This is a genomic window from Ruficoccus sp. ZRK36 (genome assembly GCF_019603315.1).
Lineage (GTDB): Bacteria > Verrucomicrobiota > Verrucomicrobiia > Opitutales > Cerasicoccaceae > Ruficoccus.
Window position 1 is genome coordinate 3,615,171 of sequence record NZ_CP080649.1, and the last position, 14,644, is coordinate 3,629,814.

The window sequence follows — 14,644 nt, forward strand, 5'->3', positions numbered from 1 at the left end:
GTTTCGCACGGAAACACCTTTACACTATCACCATGCTCCAAGCCGGTATTGTCGGACTGCCCAACGTGGGCAAAAGCACCCTTTTCAACGCCCTTACGCGCACCCGCAAGGCTGAGGCCGCGAACTATCCGTTCTGCACCATCGAGCCGAATGTCGGCGTCGTGGAAGTGCCGGACGAGCGCCTCGCCCCGCTGGCCGAGATTGGCGGCACCAAGACGATCATCCCCGCAGCCATCGAGTTCGTGGACATCGCCGGGCTCGTCGCTGGAGCCAGCAAGGGTGAAGGCCTGGGGAACAAGTTTCTCGCCAACATCCGCGAGGTGGACGCCATCGTGCACGTCGTGCGCTGCTTCGAGGACGACGACATCATCCACAACATGGGCCGCATCGACCCGGTCAGCGACATCGAGGTCATCAACACCGAGCTGGTGCTGGCCGACCTCGAAAGCGTTGAGCGCCAGGTCAACACCTGGGCCAAGAAGGCCAAGAGCGGTGACAAGGAAGCCCAGGCCCACACCGCCCTGCTCAACCGCATCATCGCCCACACCGGCGAGGGCAAGCCCGTCATCACAATGGATTTGACGGACGAAGAGCGCGTACTGCTGAAATTTTATAACCTCCTCTCGGCCAAAAAAGTCCTCTACGCCTGCAACGTGAAGGAAGACGAGCTGGCCGACGCCGACAACCTCCCGCTCGTGCAAAAGGTCGCCGCCTGGGCCGCCGAGCACCACGGTGCCGGTTACTGCCCGATCTGCGCCCGCGTCGAGGAGGAGCTGGGCGAGCTCTCCCCCGAGGACGCCGCCGAATACCTGGAGAGCCTCGGCATCAAGGACAGCGGCTGCAACCGCCTCATCCGCGAGGCCTACAGCCTGCTCGGGCTGGCCAGCTACTTCACCACCGGGGAGAAGGAAACCCGCGCCTGGACCTTTTCGCTCGGCCTCAAGGCCCCTCAGTGCGCCGCCGTCATCCACACCGATTTCGAGAAAAAGTTCATCAAGGCCGAAGTCGTCTCCTACGACGATCTCATCGCCGCAGGCTCCATCCACGCCGCGCGCGAAGCCGGTAAGTACCGCCTCGAAGGCAAGGAGTACCTCTTTGAGGATGGCGACGTGGCTCTCTTCAAGATCGGCGGCTAGCCGACTCCTGCGTACGTACTGCGTCTAGCACCCGACGCCCGTATCTATAAAAGAGACAGTCGGGGCTATTTCTCGGGCTTCTGGGCGACCCAAAAGCGGCACTCATCGGCAAACTCGCGCACCAAAGGCGGCTCGTTGGCGAGCTGGTGGCGCAGCACATCGGCCTCGATCCGGAAGCCGGCGGACTTCAGGTCTTCGCGGATCTCGTTGCAGGTGGGCGTATGGATGAACATCATTCCACCCTCCGGCGGCTCGTAATAGAGGTCGCCAAACATTTCCAGGTCGGGGTGCTGGTTGCCGTCCTTCCAGAGCTTCTTCTGCTCTTTCCAGAAAGACTTGCGCCAGTGCGCATCCCGGTCGTGCGTGGTAAAGACAAACCATGAGCCCGGCACGAGCACGCGGTTGATCTCGCGCATGGCCCGGCGGCGATTCTCCCGGCCGGGGATCTGCATCAGGCCGTTGAAGCCGAAGATCGCCCCCTCGTAGGTCTCGTCGTCGTACTTGAGCGCAGTGGCATCCCCCTGGTGAAAGAATATGCCGTACTCGAACATCTCGTTGATGCGGCGGGCCTCGGTCACCATCTCGCGGGAATAATCGAGCGCAGTGATGTAGCGGTAGCCGATCTCCCACAGGCCTACCGCGATGCGGCCCGCGCCGCAGCCCAGCTCCAGCAGCGAATCGTCCCAGTTGAACAGGCGGGTAAAAATCTTCTCTTCGGAGTGCCAAAGTCCGACGCGGTTAGCGGCGGCGGCGTAATGCTCCACCACCTTGGGCTGTCGGAAAAACTTCTTGGCCGTTTCAGGTTCCATGCAAGCAAAGCTGTGTACCGAGCACGCGCCCGGTCAAGCTCCTTCCTGCTTGGCGGTAGAATCCTTGGACTCGGATGCCTTTTTATCGTTGTCGGTCGGCTCAGCTTTTTTGTCGGCTGGCTTCTGCTCTGCGGATTTCTTGGTATCCTCAGACTTTTTGCTGTCTTCAGATTTTTTCGTGTCGTCGGCCTTGGCAGGCTTGGGCTTATCCTCCTGCTTTTTGTCCTCAGCCTTGGGGGCCGGTTCCCTCGGAGGGCTCTTCTTCGGCTCGGGCTTCTTGGCCGGTTCGGGCTTGGGCGCAGGCGGTTTGGGCTTATCAGGCAGCTTCGTGTCCTTCTGTAGTTTGCGCCACTCCTCCAGATAGGGCTTGAGCTGCTTCTGGAGCCATTCTTCGTTCAGGGTCGACTGCAGAGCGATCAGAGTCGTACCACCGGAGCGCTGCTGCTGGCGCTTGATGTCGCGACTGATGGATTTGTCGATGTTGTCGAGCTGGCTGTCGAAGGTCTTCAGGGTCACAAACCGGAAATTGCGCTTATAGCGATCGTAGAAACCGTCTCCGGTGACCTCCAGGTTCTTGTCCGGCGGAACGCCTTTCTTTGGGGCCGAAAAGCTGAAAGAGTTACTCTCGCGGCGGTAAACGTCCTTACGCAAGGGAGCCGGGAACTTTTCCATCAACGGTGTAATGCCCTTTTCACGCTTGGTAAGGGCCTCCCAGCGCTTTTTCAGGTACTCCTGGTCCTGCTTATCCAGTTCGCCCAGCTTGAGCGTCACGCGGCTCATATTGCTCTTGAGCAGAAACTCGGCAGACTCCTTATCCTGGTCGATCAGCTCAGCAGCGATCTGCTGGCCGTCCTTGTTCGTCCAGACTTCCCAGTTATGCTCGTCAGCGACCGCTACCCACGGCAGCAGCAACATGACACCGATAACCTTGACAGAAACTGCCAGGTTTCTACTAAATACCCCATCCATAAAACCCGATCAGCGTAGATAAGATTAGGTAAAAAAAGCAAGCTTGTACACTTTTTCAAAAAAGGGCTTGAGTTTAGCTCAAAACACGCTTTCCTCCTCCCTTTTCCCATGAAAGCGATTATCAAAACCCAGGGGCGTCAATTTACCGTATCCGAAGGAGATATCCTGATCGTAAACCGTTACCCTGAAACCAATTCGGGCGACACCGTTACGATCGACACCGTTCTGTCTCTGGGCGAAGGCCAAGACGCCAGCATCGGTACCCCGACTGTAGAGGGCGCCAGCGTCACCGCCAAGGTACTCGAAAACAAGCGCGGCGAAAAGGTCCGTATCTTTAAGAAGAAGCGTCGCCACGGCTACGAACGTCGCCGCGGGCATCGTCAGGAGCTTTCCGTCATCAAGATTGAATCCATCAAGGGCTAAGGAGATTATTTGTCATGGCACACAAAAAAGGCCAGGGAACTTCCAAGAACGGGCGCGACAGCAAGCCCAAGATGCTTGGAGTCAAGAAGTACAGCGGCGAGCGCGTAATCGCAGGTAACATCCTGATGCGCCAGCGCGGTACCAAAATGCATCCGGGTAAGAATGTCGGCCTCGGCCGCGACTTCACGCTCTTCGCCCTCAAGGACGGCGTTGTTGCCTGGGACCGCGCCCACCGCAAGGTCAACATCGTCGAGGAAGTTGCCGCCAGCAACTAAGTTCCCTTTTATAAAGGATTTGTCAAAGCCCGGGTCTCCCGGGCTTTTTTGTTTTGCGGGGGTCGTACCCTCCCCTAGAATCCACGCTATCACGCAGCATGGAAATCTCCCGCGAAGACCTGCTCAAGCATAAGGCCGCACTCCAGCAACAGCTGGAGTGGATCGACCAGCAGTTGGCCAAAGAAGGCTCGACGCAATCGCCGCCCACTGGCACGCCGACTCCCCAGCCGACAGAGGACCCCGGACGCGAGTTTGCCGAGGCTAATCGACGCTTTCAGGCCGCCTCGGCCGCAGCCCCAACCCCGGCCCCAGTGCCGCCGGAGCCAGCCGCCACTGTCCAGCCCGCACACGTACCGGATCTGAGCAGTAAAGCGCCCATGGATGGCCTCAGCGGCACTCAGAAGCTCGGTTGCGCGGCTGTAGCCATCGGGATATGCCTCGGCATCCTCTTCGCGCTCTTCGCCCTGCCCTACTTACTGTACGACTAGGCAAAGTACAGCCTAATGACTGAGCCGCTCGCCACCATTTCTGAAGAGAGCTTACCGACGATCCGCTGGATCATTAGCCCCGAGTTTTATCCTGACACAAAAAAACCCGCCCGGCGTGGTGCCAGACGGGTTTTGAAAAACTTACCGTAGTCGGTACTTAGTGCTGAGCCAGCACGCTGATGAAGTACCCGGCCACGAGGGCAGTCCCGATAACACCGGCCACATTCGGGCCCATGGCGTGCATGAGCAGGAAGTTGTTCGGGTCATTCTTGACACCCTCCACCTGCGAGACACGGGCGGCCATCGGCACAGCGGAGACACCGGCAGAGCCGATCAGCGGGTTGATCTTGTTCTTGGAGACCAGGTTCATGAACTTGGCCATCAACAGACCAGCAGCCGTGGACACCCCGAAGGCGATCACACCGAGAGCGAGAATCTTCAGCGTTTCGGCGCGCAGGAAGCGCTCACCGGTCATGGTGATACCAACACTGGTACCGAGGAAGATCGTCACGACATTGATCAGCTCATTCTGGGCAGCCTTGGACAGACGCTCGGTCACGCCACACTCACGCAGGAAGTTACCCAGCAGGAGCATACCGATCAGCGGCGCTGCCGGCGGAACCAGCAGGATACAGAAGATCGTCACGACCAGGGCGAAGATCAGCTTCTCGAGCTTCGAGACCTTGCGCAGGGACTTCATGCGGATCTTGCGCTCGGCCTTAGTCGTCAGGGCATTCATGATCGGCGGCTGAATCAGCGGCACCAGAGCCATGTAGCTGTAGGCGGCCACAGCGATCGGAGCCAGCAGGTCCGGAGCCAGGGCGTTAGCCAGGAAGATCGATGTCGGGCCGTCAGCCCCACCAATGATCCCGATAGCCCCCGCAGCCTGTGCGCTGAATCCGAGCATGATCGCACCAATGAAGGTCGCGAAAACGCCGAACTGAGCAGCAGCCCCGAGCAGCAGTGTGCGCGGATTAGCGATCAGCGGACCAAAGTCGGTCAGAGCACCCACACCGAGGAAGATCAGCGGCGGGAACAGCTCCAGCAGGATACCCAGCGAGATGTAGTGGTAAAGACCACCCGTGTGCTCGCTGTAGACCTCCATCAGGGGTTCACCCTTTGAGACAACCTGACCGGCGCCGACAAAGATCCGGCTAACATCACCGGAGGCTTCGGCCCAGACCAGATAGTCTTCGGGGCTGACCTGGATCGTCGTATCGTTAAACGGCACGCTGATGCGCTTTTGCAGCAGCTCCTCGTCGCCCTTGTTGGGGCGAATGATGGCTACCAGCGTACGCTCTTCGATGTTCTCGATCGCGTTCTCTTCTTCAAAGAGATTCACCAGGCTGCCTTCATCCCCGAACTTCGTCAGGTGCCCGACGCGCTCAATGGGCACGGCTGGCATGATGACGTTTCGCTGGAGTTCAGCATTGATGGCGACCACCGTACCACTGACCGGCGAGATCAGCTTGCCGGCGGGCTTGTTGACCATGCCTTCGGTCGGCAGGTTGGCCAGCAGAGCGCCGAAGGCGATCGGGACCAGCAGGAGCGGTTCAAAGTTGTGACGTACTGCCAGATACAACAGCACAGCCACCACTCCCCACATGACCAGCATGCGCCAGTCCAGGTGGAAGAAGCCTGTGTTTTGTAATAGATTGATTATTTCGCTCATGAGCGCAGTTGCTCCCTAGAGTTGGTGAAGCTGCTGCGCTTAGCTCAGCGCCAGCAGCGGTTGACCTTCTTCGACAGAGTTACCGGCGCTCACGTGAATAGCCGAAACGGTACCGGCGGCCGGAGCGTTGACAAAGGTGTTCATCTTCATGGCTTCGAGCGTGATCAGCTTGTCGCCTTCCTTGACAGCCTGGCCGGGCTTGACGTCGACCGAGACAACCACTGCGGACAGCGGGCTGACCACATCGCCAGCGGCAGCAGCGGCGGGAGCCGCAGCAGGGGCAGCAGCCGGAGCGGGCGCGGCGGCTGCGGCAGCAGCGACCGGGCGGGCAACAGGGGCAACAGCCACCGGAGCGGCGTCGTCCTGGCCGATCACTTCGACCTCAACCTCGTAGGTTTTATTTTCAACCGTAATGCGTAGCTTCTTCATGGGCGTAAAGTCTTTCTAGTCTGAAATTTATAAAAAAGAATCTGTTAACGAACTTTGTGTGAACGGAAAATCTCGCGGCGACCTTCGGCGGCCCAGTAGCGGTCCGAAGCCGAGCGGATTGACAGGATGCGGTGCGGGCGCTCCAGCGTGGTGTGGACCGCAGCGGCGATCACAGCGACCACCTCGGGGCTGACACCTCCGGCCGGTGCAGCCGCAGAGGCGGCAGCCGGAGCCGGGGCCGCAGCAGCGGCAGGCTTGGGGGCCTCTTTCTTCATACGGAAGAAGAGACCGACAATCTGGGTCACGCCGGCCAGGATGGCCAGCACCACAATCACGAATACGAAGCCAAGCAGGATGTGAAGCGAGTCCTCAAACTCACCCAGCAGCGAGGCCAGTGAACAAGTTGCTGCAAACGTCATGATAAGATCAGAGCGGAATGTTGCCGTGTTTCTTCGGCGGGCGCGTGTCACGCTTGCTGAGGGTATTGCGCAAAGCAAGCGAAATTACGGCGCGCGTCTGCTTGGGCTCGATCACGTCGGTGATCATGGCCGACTCGGCAGCCTGATAGGGAGAGGCGAACTTGTGGCGGTATTCGTCACGCAGTTCAGCTTCCCTGGCCTTCGGGTCCTCGGCAGCCTTGAGCTCATTGCGGTAGAGCACCTTAACGGCACCTTCCGCACCCATGACAGCAATCTCAGCGGTCGGCCAGGCGAAGACCATGTCCGCACCCATGTCGGCGCTGCACATCGCCAGGTAAGCACCACCGTAGGCCTTGCGAAGAATCAGGGTGATCTTCGGCACCGTGGCGGAAGCGTAGGCGAAGAGCATCTTAGCGCCGTGGCGAATGATGCCGCCGCGCTCCTGGGCCAGACCGGGCATGAAGCCGGGAACGTCCACCAGCGTTACGATCGGGATGTTGTAAATGTTACAGGTACGGATGAAGCGAGCCCCCTTGTCGGAGGAGTCGATGTCGAGCGTACCGGCCTTGACCGTGGGCTGGTTGGCGATGATGCCGACCACGATGCCCTGCACGCGGGCGAAACCAACCACGATGTTCTTGGCGAAATCGGGCATGATCTCGAAGAAGCTCTCCTTATCGACCATGCGGTCGATCACGTCCTTGACGTCCATCGGGGTCTTCGAGCTTTCCGGGACGAGGTCGTTCATACCTTCGTCGTCGCTCAGGTCGATGTCTTCGGTCGGCGCGTGCGGCGGGTCCTGAAGGTTGTTCGACGGCATGTAGGACAGCAGCTGTGTGGCGAGGGCCAGAGCGTGCTTGTCATCCTCAGCGATGAGGTGGATGTTACCGCTGACCGAGGCGTGCGCATCGGCGGTGGCGAACTGCTCCAGCGTGGAGGACTCGCCAGTAGAGGCCTTAATGACCTGCGGACCGCAGATGAACATGTTCGCGTTCGAGCGCGTCATGATCAGGAAGTCCGTCAGAGCGGGCGAATAGGCGGCACCCCCGGCGCACTGACCGGCGATGATCGCGACCTGCGGCACAACGCCGGAGAGGAACACGTTCTTAAAGAACACCTGGCCGTAACCGGAGAGGGAGTCGACACCCTCCTGGATACGCGCGCCACCGGAGTCGTTGATGCCAACCACGGGGATGCCCATATCGTGGGCATAGTCCATCAAGTCGACGATCTTCTTGGCGTGGATGCGCCCCAGCGCACCCCCACTCACGGTGAAATCCTGGCTGAAGGCGGCCACGGGGCGTCCTTCGACATAGCCGACCCCACAGACAACACCATCATAGGGCATGTCCTTCTTCTCCATGCCAAAGTTGTGGCAGGAGTGTTGGGCGTGCTTGCCAAACTCTTGGAAAGTCCCCTTTTCAAAGAACTCTTCCAGACGTTCACGGGCCGTCAACAGGCCCTTTTCGTGACGCTTTTCGATCTTGGCCTTACCGCCGGCGGCATCAGCCTTTTCCCGGCGTTTATTCAGCTCATCGAGTAATTCTTTTGCGATAGCCATATTGCAAAAATAGGTAGAAGTGGTCGGTCGTAACGGACGGGCCGCTTTACTTGGACATGCAGAACTCGGTCAGCACGCCGCGGGTGGACTTCGGATGCAGGAAGGCCACGAGCTTACCGCCCGCGCCGTCAACCGGCACCTCGTTGATCAGACGCACGCCGGTGTCGGAAGCCTTCTTCAGCTGGCCTTCGATGTCATCCGTGCGGAAAGCGATGTGGTGGATGCCTTCGCCGTTCTTGGCGATGAACTTGGCAATCGGGCTGTCCTCACTGGTCGGCTCAAGCAGCTCGATGTGCACCTGACCACATTCGAAGAAAGCGGTCTTCACCTTCTGGGAGGCGACCTCTTCGGTGTGTTCGCATTTGAGGCCCAGCGCGTTTTCGTAGTACGGGATCGCTTCGTCCAGAGAACTAACGGCGATACCAAGGTGGTCGATTTGCTGTAACATGATTGCTTAAAGTTGTTAACCGCGTTGAGTTATTGGATAAGTTTTTCTAAAGTCAACCCATTTCTCGATAAACAAATTTTATTTTTCGCATTGACACTTTTACACGTCAGAAGCTTATCTGATTTGTAAAATATCCTACGTCGGGTATTAATATTTTTATTCCCTCAACCAGTCAATCATGAGCAACACCGATACGACCAACTCGTCCGTCGGCGACCAGAAAGCATTAAACCTGCTCGAAGAGTTCGCACCTGTCGATTACGCCACTTGGAAAGAAGCGGCGGAAAAGCTCCTCAAGGGTGCCCCCTTCGATAAGAAGATGCTTACGCCGACGCCGGAAGGCATCACCCTGCAGCCGATTTACCGGCAGGAAGACATGGAGGGCCTGGAGCACCTCGAGAGCTTCCCCGGTGAGTTTAACTTCTCCCGTGGTGCCACGGACGAAGGCTACCTGCAAAACCCCTGGAAAATCTCCCAGGAGCTTCCCTACGGTACGCCCGAAGAATTTAACGCCGCTGCCATGAATGACATGCAGCGTGGACAGGACGCCCTCAACCTGCTGCTGGACATCGCCACGCAGTCCGGTCAGGACCCGGCCGAAGCCGCCGTCGGTGAAGTCGGCGCCTGCGGGCTCTCCATTGCCACGCTCGGCGACCTTCAGACCGCTCTGAAGAACGTCGTCCCCGACGCCGTCGGCCTGAACCTTCAGACGGGTGTCAGTGGCCTGCCGCTGATGGCCCTCCTGGTTGCCTGGTTGAAAGAACAGGGCAAGGAAGCCAAGTGCCTCTCCGGCTCCCTGAACTTTGACCCGCTCGGCGTACTCGCCCGCAGCGGCAGCCTGCCGGTCTCGCTCGACGAGGCTTTCGCAGACATGGTTGCCCTCGCCAAGTACTGCCTGGCCAACGCTCCTGACTTCAAGCCCGTGGGTGTCTCCACCCTGCCCTACGCCAACGCTGGCGCAAGCGCAGTGGAAGAGCTCGCCAGCGCCCTGGCCACCGGTACCGTTTATCTGCGCAAGCTGATGGACGCCGGGATCGAGATCGACGATGCCGCCAAGTGCATCGGGTTCGAGTTCAGCCTCGGCTCCAACTTCTTCATGGAAGTGTCCAAGCTGCGCGCCGCCCGTATCCTGTGGTCGAAGATCGTTTCTGCCTTCGGCGGTGGCCGCGACGCTGCCCGCATGACCATCCATGGTCGCACCGGCCTGTGGAACAAGACCGTCCACGACCCCTACGTCAACATGCTGCGCACGACGACCGAAGCCCTCTCCGGCGTGGTCGGCGGTGTCCAGAGCATGCACGTCGGCGCCTTTGACGAGATCATCCAGCCCCCCTCCACCTTCTCACGCCGCATCGCCCGCAACACGCAGATCATGCTCCAGGAAGAGTGCGAACTGCGCGCCGTGATCGACCCGGCCGGTGGTTCGTGGTTCATCGAGAACCTGACCGACCAAGTCGCCAAGAGCTCCTGGAGCATCTTCCAGGAAATCGAAAAGGAAGGCTGCATGGTCGCCGCTCTTGAAAAGGGTTCCATTCAGGAACGCATCGCCAAGACCAATGCCGGTCGCATCAAGCTGCTGACTCAGCGCCGCGCCAACCTCGTCGGGACGAACCTTTACCCGAACCTGAAGGAAAAGCCGCTGACCGAAGAGAAGCCTGACTTCTCCGGCGTGAAGATCAAGCGCGTCGAGGCCGTCAAGGCCGCTGCCAAGGACGTTGACATCAGCTCCCTCACCGGCAGTGACGAGGGTCTGGTCGACCGCCTGGCCGCCGCCGCCTCCAAGGGCGCAACCCTCGGGGCCATCTTCAAGGCACTGCACAGCGGTAAGGGTGACAAGCCCGCCGTCACCGCCCTGCCCTCCGTCCGCGGAGCTGAGATATTCGAAGCGATGCGCGATGCCGCCGACGCCTACACCAAGGCTAACGGCCATGGCCCGAAGATGTTCCTCACCACGATGGGTCCGCTCCGCAAGCACAAGCTGCGCGCCGACTTCACCCGCGGCTTCTTCGAGGTCGGTGGGTTCGACATCGAGGCCGCCGATGGCTACGACAGCGTCGAGGACGCCGTGGCCGGAGCCAAGGCTTCCGGCGCCAAGGTGACCGTGATCTGCGGTACCGACGATGGCTACGTCGAGTTCGTCCCGGCCTTCTGCAAGGCTCTCAAGGCCGAGGCCCCCGACATGAAGATCGTCCTCGCCGGCTACCCCGGTGACAACGAAAAGGCCTACATGGAAGCAGGCCTCGACGACTACATCTTCATCAAGTCCAACGTCTACGAGGTAAACAAGAAGTACCTCGAAGCCATCGACGTGATGTAAGCGCGGCGATTGTCACGAAAGTTGAATACACGACACAGTACCTGTCATGAAAACACCTGATTTTACCAGCATTGACTATTCACCGGTGACCGAGCCGATCAGCCGTGAGCAGTGGGAAAAGCGCGTCGAAGCCGAAACCGGTAAGAGCGTCGCCCACTGGGTAACGGAGACCATGGAGCAGATCCCGGTCAAGCCGCTCTACACCAAGGACGACCTTGAAGGCATGGAGCACCTCGGCTACACCGCCGGTCTGCCTCCCTTCCTGCGTGGACCGTACGCGACGATGTACGTCTTCCGCCCCTGGACCATCCGCCAGTACGCCGGGTTCTCCACCGCCGAGGAGTCGAACGCCTTCTACCGCCGCAACCTCGCGGCCGGGCAGAAGGGCCTGTCCGTCGCCTTCGACCTGGCCACTCACCGTGGCTACGACTCCGACCACCCGCGTGTGATCGGTGACGTCGGTAAGGCTGGGGTCGCCATCGACTCCATCCTCGATATGAAGGTCCTCTTCGACAAGATCCCGCTCGACAAGGTCTCGGTCTCGATGACCATGAACGGCGCGGTTATCCCTGTCCTGGCCTTCTACATCGTGGCCGCTCTGGAGCAGGGCGCCAAGCTTGAGGAGCTCGCGGGCACCATTCAGAACGACATTCTGAAGGAGTTCATGGTGCGCAACACCTACATCTACCCGCCCGAGCCCTCGATGAAGATCATTGGCGACATCTTCTCGTACACCTCGCAGAACATGCCCAAGTTCAACAGCATTTCGATCTCGGGCTACCACATGCAGGAAGCAGGTGCTACCGCCGACCTCGAAATGGGCTACACCCTCGCCGACGGTCTTGAGTACCTGCGCACGGGTGTCAGTGCCGGCCTGAGCGTTGACGCTTTTGCTCCGCGCCTGTCCTTCTTCTGGGCCATCGGTAAGAACTACTTCATGGAAGTGGCCAAGATGCGCGCCGCCCGCGTACTCTGGTCAAAGATCGTCAAGCAGTTCGACCCGAAGAACCCGAAGAGCCTCGCCCTGCGCACCCACTCGCAGACCTCCGGCTGGTCGCTGACCGAGCAGGACCCGTACAACAACGTTGTGCGTACCTGTGTCGAGGCTATGGCCTCCGCCTGCGGCCACACCCAGAGCCTGCACACCAATGCGCTCGACGAAGCCATTGCCCTGCCGACGGACTTCTCCGCCCGTATCGCCCGTAACACGCAGATTTACCTGCAAGAGGAAACCGGCATCTGTAAGGTGATCGACCCCTGGGGCGGCTCCTACTACGTCGAAGCCCTCACCAACGAGCTGATGAAAAAAGCCTGGGGCCACATCCAGGAGTGTGAAGCTCACGGCGGTATGACCAAGGCCATCGAAGCCGGTCTGCCCAAGCTCCGCATCGAGGAAGCCGCCGCGCGCCGCCAGGCCCGCATCGACTCCTCGCAGGAAACCATCGTCGGCCTCAACAAGTACCGCCTCGATAAGGAAGACCCGCTCGACATTCTCGACATCGACAACACAGCCGTGCGCGAGTCGCAGATCAAGCGTCTGCAAAAGCTCCGCGCCGAGCGCGACGAGTCGGCCTGCCGTGCCATCCTCGAGGAAATGACTCAGGTCGCCGCCGGGGACAAGAAGGGCAACCTGCTCGCCCTCGCTGTCGAGGCCGCCAAGGCCCGTGCTTCGCTGGGTGAAATCTCCGACGCCATGGAAAAGCCCTTCGGCCGCTACAAGGCGCAAATCCGCTCGATCTCCGGCGTGTACTCGAAGGAGTTCGGCTCAAACAGCCAGCAGATGGAAGAAATCAGCAAGATGATCAAAACCTTCGAAGAGAAGGAAGGCCGCCGTCCGCGCATCATGATCGCCAAGATGGGTCAGGACGGCCACGACCGCGGCGCCAAGGTGGTCTCCACCGCCTACGCCGACATGGGCTTCGATGTGGACATCGGCCCGCTCTTCCAGACTCCGGAGGAAACCGCCCGTCAGGCCGTCGAGAACGACGTCCACATGATCGGGATGAGCTCGCTGGCCGCTGGTCACAAGACCCTGCTGCCGACACTCGCCGGTGAGCTGAAGAAGCTCGGTCGCGAGGATATCCTCATCGTCTGCGGCGGTGTCATCCCCGCTCAGGACTACGACTACCTCCTGTCCAATGGCGCCAGCGCCATCTTCGGCCCCGGTACCATCATTCCGGAAAGTGCGAAGAAGATGCTGGAGCTGCTCCTCGAGCAGCAGGCAGAAGCCTAAGTCCGAAGCTGGATTTCCAATCCTTTACACAGGCGTCCCACACCGGGGCGCCTGTTTTTTTATCGATACCGGACAGCCTCCGCACCTCGTCTTCAGTTGAACGATTTCCCCTGAGCACAGAGCCCGAGGCAAAACGATCCGACAATCAAGCGGTGCAGCAACGGTACAAAAAAAGAGCCGCACATACATGCGGCTCCTGGAAAAAATGATTAAGAAGAGCTAACGGGCTCTACATCGCCCGTGCCGGACGCTGGAAGTCGGGTTTGCGGGTGAACACTGGCGGCTTCGGCGCTCCATCGTCAGAGATGATCACCGGCATATAGACCACTCTGGTGTTTGGAGCGACAGGGCCGACCAAAGGACTTGGCGGCATCATGGACTGCTGAGGAGCAGCAGGCATACTGGCGTATTCGCGGGGCCGCGCCGGCGCATCGGGGCGGATGGGGCCGACCTTCTTCATGAAAGATGCTTTAGCGGGACCGCTTAAACCTTGCTCACCATGGAGTTCATTCGCTTTGACGTAGCTCATATCGTCGAGCTCGTGCATCAGGGTCGCCTCTTCCCTGGCTTTGCGCAGCATTTCTGCCAACTGTTCTTCAAAGCCATCGGATTCCTCCAGCTCACGCTGACGGCGGATATTGCGGACCAGCAGCAACAAACAAAAGGCCATAATCGCGAGGACCCCCTTAAAGCCGATCCACAGCAACCACTTGAAGGATCCACGAGGAGAATTCACATAGGAAGCCTGCTCCCCCGGAAACGCCTTAGCCATCTGGTAGTTACTCTCATCAACCTCGGCCCGTTGAGGCTCATCCGCCGTCGTCTCGCTCGCCCCAGGTACGATTGCGTTATAGGCGAGGATTCGATCGGTCAGACGCTTTTCGAGCTGCTCACGGTACTGAACCGTCTCATCGGACAGTTTACGCTGATCCTTCAGCTTCTGTGCCAGTTCCGTCGGCAGCTTCGACGTCATCGCGGGTAATGTCTGCTGAGCGGTCGTTTCACCGTCTTCAGAAATCGCTTTGTCACTCAGCCCCAGCGACGATCTTTCCGCTCCTGTCCCATCCGCTGCAGATGCGGTCTCTTGGGAGTCAATAGCGGGAGGCCCGGAAACGCCATTAGCCCGTAGTTCATAGTGTAACGCAAAGCCCATAAATGCGCATAATATAATACGGCAGACATGCTGCCTGAATAACCCCATACCACAGTGAGTGTTCATAGCATAAATTTTATGTTTAACCCCAATGATGCTCGTTGAGCACCATAACTTTCTCTAAGACCCAATGAAAGTGTAGCTTATTGCATGCCACTTGGCGGTCCAGTACAAAGCATGTCAAAATCCGGTAACGACATACATGGCAGATCCTGCAGCACCACAACCCAAGGCTACCCCAAATAGGGTAAAAAGCCCAGATTCGCAACAAATGACGCTAATCCTCAAACGGACAATAAAACGACCCCACAA

14 protein-coding genes are annotated in these 14,644 nt (G+C 59.2%); 6 read left to right on the forward strand and 8 right to left on the reverse strand.

Annotated elements, in window-relative coordinates; genetic code table 11:
* Positions 1-32: 32 nt before the first annotated feature.
* A complete protein-coding gene (gene ychF / locus K0V07_RS15770) occupies positions 33-1,136 on the forward strand; it encodes a redox-regulated ATPase YchF (RefSeq protein ID WP_220622352.1) in 1,104 nt (367 codons plus the stop codon).
* 65 nt (positions 1,137-1,201) lie between these two features.
* On the opposite strand, the gene K0V07_RS15775 is transcribed toward ychF, so the two are convergent.
* A complete protein-coding gene (locus K0V07_RS15775) occupies positions 1,202-1,945 on the reverse strand; it encodes a class I SAM-dependent methyltransferase (protein ID WP_220622353.1) in 744 nt (247 codons plus the stop codon).
* A gap of 33 nt (positions 1,946-1,978) precedes the next feature.
* Positions 1,979-2,860 carry a hypothetical protein gene (locus K0V07_RS15780; RefSeq protein WP_220622354.1) on the reverse strand — a complete coding sequence of 294 codons (882 nt, stop codon included), beginning with the start codon at positions 2,858-2,860 and terminating at the stop codon, positions 1,979-1,981.
* Positions 2,861-3,022: 162 nt separating this feature from the next.
* Between K0V07_RS15780 and rplU the strand changes: the two genes are divergently transcribed.
* From rplU to K0V07_RS15795, 3 genes are all read left to right on the forward strand, one after another.
* Positions 3,023-3,337 (forward strand): 50S ribosomal protein L21, encoded by a 315-nt coding sequence (rplU, locus tag K0V07_RS15785; protein WP_220622355.1) that lies wholly within the window; start codon positions 3,023-3,025, stop codon positions 3,335-3,337.
* Positions 3,338-3,351: 14 nt separating this feature from the next.
* Entirely contained in the window at positions 3,352-3,612 is a 261-nt protein-coding gene (rpmA, locus tag K0V07_RS15790) for a 50S ribosomal protein L27 (protein ID WP_220622356.1), read from the forward strand.
* 98 nt (positions 3,613-3,710) lie between these two features.
* Positions 3,711-4,100, forward strand: a complete 390-nt coding sequence (locus K0V07_RS15795) for a hypothetical protein (protein WP_220622357.1) — start codon at positions 3,711-3,713, stop codon at positions 4,098-4,100.
* A gap of 157 nt (positions 4,101-4,257) precedes the next feature.
* Here the strand turns inward: K0V07_RS15795 and K0V07_RS15800 are convergent, their stop codons facing one another.
* From K0V07_RS15800 to mce, 5 genes are read right to left on the reverse strand one after another with little or no spacing between them, the layout of a single operon-like run.
* Positions 4,258-5,772: a sodium ion-translocating decarboxylase subunit beta gene (locus tag K0V07_RS15800; RefSeq protein ID WP_255568029.1), complete on the reverse strand. Its 1,515-nt coding sequence runs from the start codon at positions 5,770-5,772 to the stop codon at positions 4,258-4,260.
* Between the two features lie 39 nt (positions 5,773-5,811).
* The gene (locus tag K0V07_RS15805; protein ID WP_220622358.1) at positions 5,812-6,201 is read right to left on the reverse strand and encodes a biotin/lipoyl-containing protein; all 390 of its coding nucleotides are present in this window, start codon (positions 6,199-6,201) and stop codon (positions 5,812-5,814) included.
* Positions 6,202-6,245: 44 nt separating this feature from the next.
* A complete protein-coding gene (locus K0V07_RS15810; RefSeq protein WP_220622359.1) occupies positions 6,246-6,620 on the reverse strand; it encodes an OadG family transporter subunit in 375 nt (124 codons plus the stop codon).
* A gap of 7 nt (positions 6,621-6,627) precedes the next feature.
* The gene (locus K0V07_RS15815; protein WP_220622360.1) at positions 6,628-8,181 is read right to left on the reverse strand and encodes an acyl-CoA carboxylase subunit beta; all 1,554 of its coding nucleotides are present in this window, start codon (positions 8,179-8,181) and stop codon (positions 6,628-6,630) included.
* 46 nt (positions 8,182-8,227) lie between these two features.
* Positions 8,228-8,629, reverse strand: a complete 402-nt coding sequence (mce, locus tag K0V07_RS15820; RefSeq protein ID WP_220622361.1) for a methylmalonyl-CoA epimerase — start codon at positions 8,627-8,629, stop codon at positions 8,228-8,230.
* 178 nt (positions 8,630-8,807) lie between these two features.
* Here mce and K0V07_RS15825 point away from each other — a divergent pair, with 178 nt between their 5' ends.
* Both K0V07_RS15825 and scpA read left to right on the forward strand, forming a co-directional pair.
* Positions 8,808-10,946, forward strand: coding sequence for a methylmalonyl-CoA mutase family protein (locus K0V07_RS15825; RefSeq protein WP_220622362.1), 2,139 nt, complete (start codon positions 8,808-8,810; stop codon positions 10,944-10,946).
* 46 nt (positions 10,947-10,992) lie between these two features.
* Entirely contained in the window at positions 10,993-13,179 is a 2,187-nt protein-coding gene (scpA, locus tag K0V07_RS15830; protein WP_220622363.1) for a methylmalonyl-CoA mutase, read from the forward strand.
* A gap of 229 nt (positions 13,180-13,408) precedes the next feature.
* On the opposite strand, the gene K0V07_RS15835 is transcribed toward scpA, so the two are convergent.
* Positions 13,409-14,152, reverse strand: coding sequence for a hypothetical protein (locus tag K0V07_RS15835; RefSeq protein WP_220622364.1), 744 nt, complete (start codon positions 14,150-14,152; stop codon positions 13,409-13,411).
* Between the last annotated feature and the right edge of the window lie 492 nt (positions 14,153-14,644).

What these genes read in the sequence shown, in the direction of transcription:
- K0V07_RS15835 (WP_220622364.1), bottom strand. Translation starts at nt 14,152, where the DNA reads ATGACGTCGAAGCTGCCGACGGAACTGGCACAGAAGCTGAAGGATCAG.
- K0V07_RS15825 (WP_220622362.1), top strand. Translation starts at nt 8,808, where the DNA reads ATGAGCAACACCGATACGACCAACTCGTCCGTCGGCGACCAGAAAGCA.
- K0V07_RS15805 (WP_220622358.1), bottom strand. Translation starts at nt 6,201, where the DNA reads ATGAAGAAGCTACGCATTACGGTTGAAAATAAAACCTACGAGGTTGAG.
- K0V07_RS15795 (WP_220622357.1), top strand. Translation starts at nt 3,711, where the DNA reads ATGGAAATCTCCCGCGAAGACCTGCTCAAGCATAAGGCCGCACTCCAG.
- K0V07_RS15815 (WP_220622360.1), bottom strand. Translation starts at nt 8,181, where the DNA reads ATGGCTATCGCAAAAGAATTACTCGATGAGCTGAATAAACGCCGGGAA.
- scpA (WP_220622363.1), top strand. Translation starts at nt 10,993, where the DNA reads ATGAAAACACCTGATTTTACCAGCATTGACTATTCACCGGTGACCGAG.
- mce (WP_220622361.1), bottom strand. Translation starts at nt 8,629, where the DNA reads ATGTTACAGCAAATCGACCACCTTGGTATCGCCGTTAGTTCTCTGGAC.
- rplU (WP_220622355.1), top strand. Translation starts at nt 3,023, where the DNA reads ATGAAAGCGATTATCAAAACCCAGGGGCGTCAATTTACCGTATCCGAA.
- rpmA (WP_220622356.1), top strand. Translation starts at nt 3,352, where the DNA reads ATGGCACACAAAAAAGGCCAGGGAACTTCCAAGAACGGGCGCGACAGC.
- K0V07_RS15810 (WP_220622359.1), bottom strand. Translation starts at nt 6,620, where the DNA reads ATGACGTTTGCAGCAACTTGTTCACTGGCCTCGCTGCTGGGTGAGTTT.
- K0V07_RS15780 (WP_220622354.1), bottom strand. Translation starts at nt 2,860, where the DNA reads ATGTTGCTGCTGCCGTGGGTAGCGGTCGCTGACGAGCATAACTGGGAA.
- K0V07_RS15775 (WP_220622353.1), bottom strand. Translation starts at nt 1,945, where the DNA reads ATGGAACCTGAAACGGCCAAGAAGTTTTTCCGACAGCCCAAGGTGGTG.
- K0V07_RS15800 (WP_255568029.1), bottom strand. Translation starts at nt 5,772, where the DNA reads ATGAGCGAAATAATCAATCTATTACAAAACACAGGCTTCTTCCACCTG.
- ychF (WP_220622352.1), top strand. Translation starts at nt 33, where the DNA reads ATGCTCCAAGCCGGTATTGTCGGACTGCCCAACGTGGGCAAAAGCACC.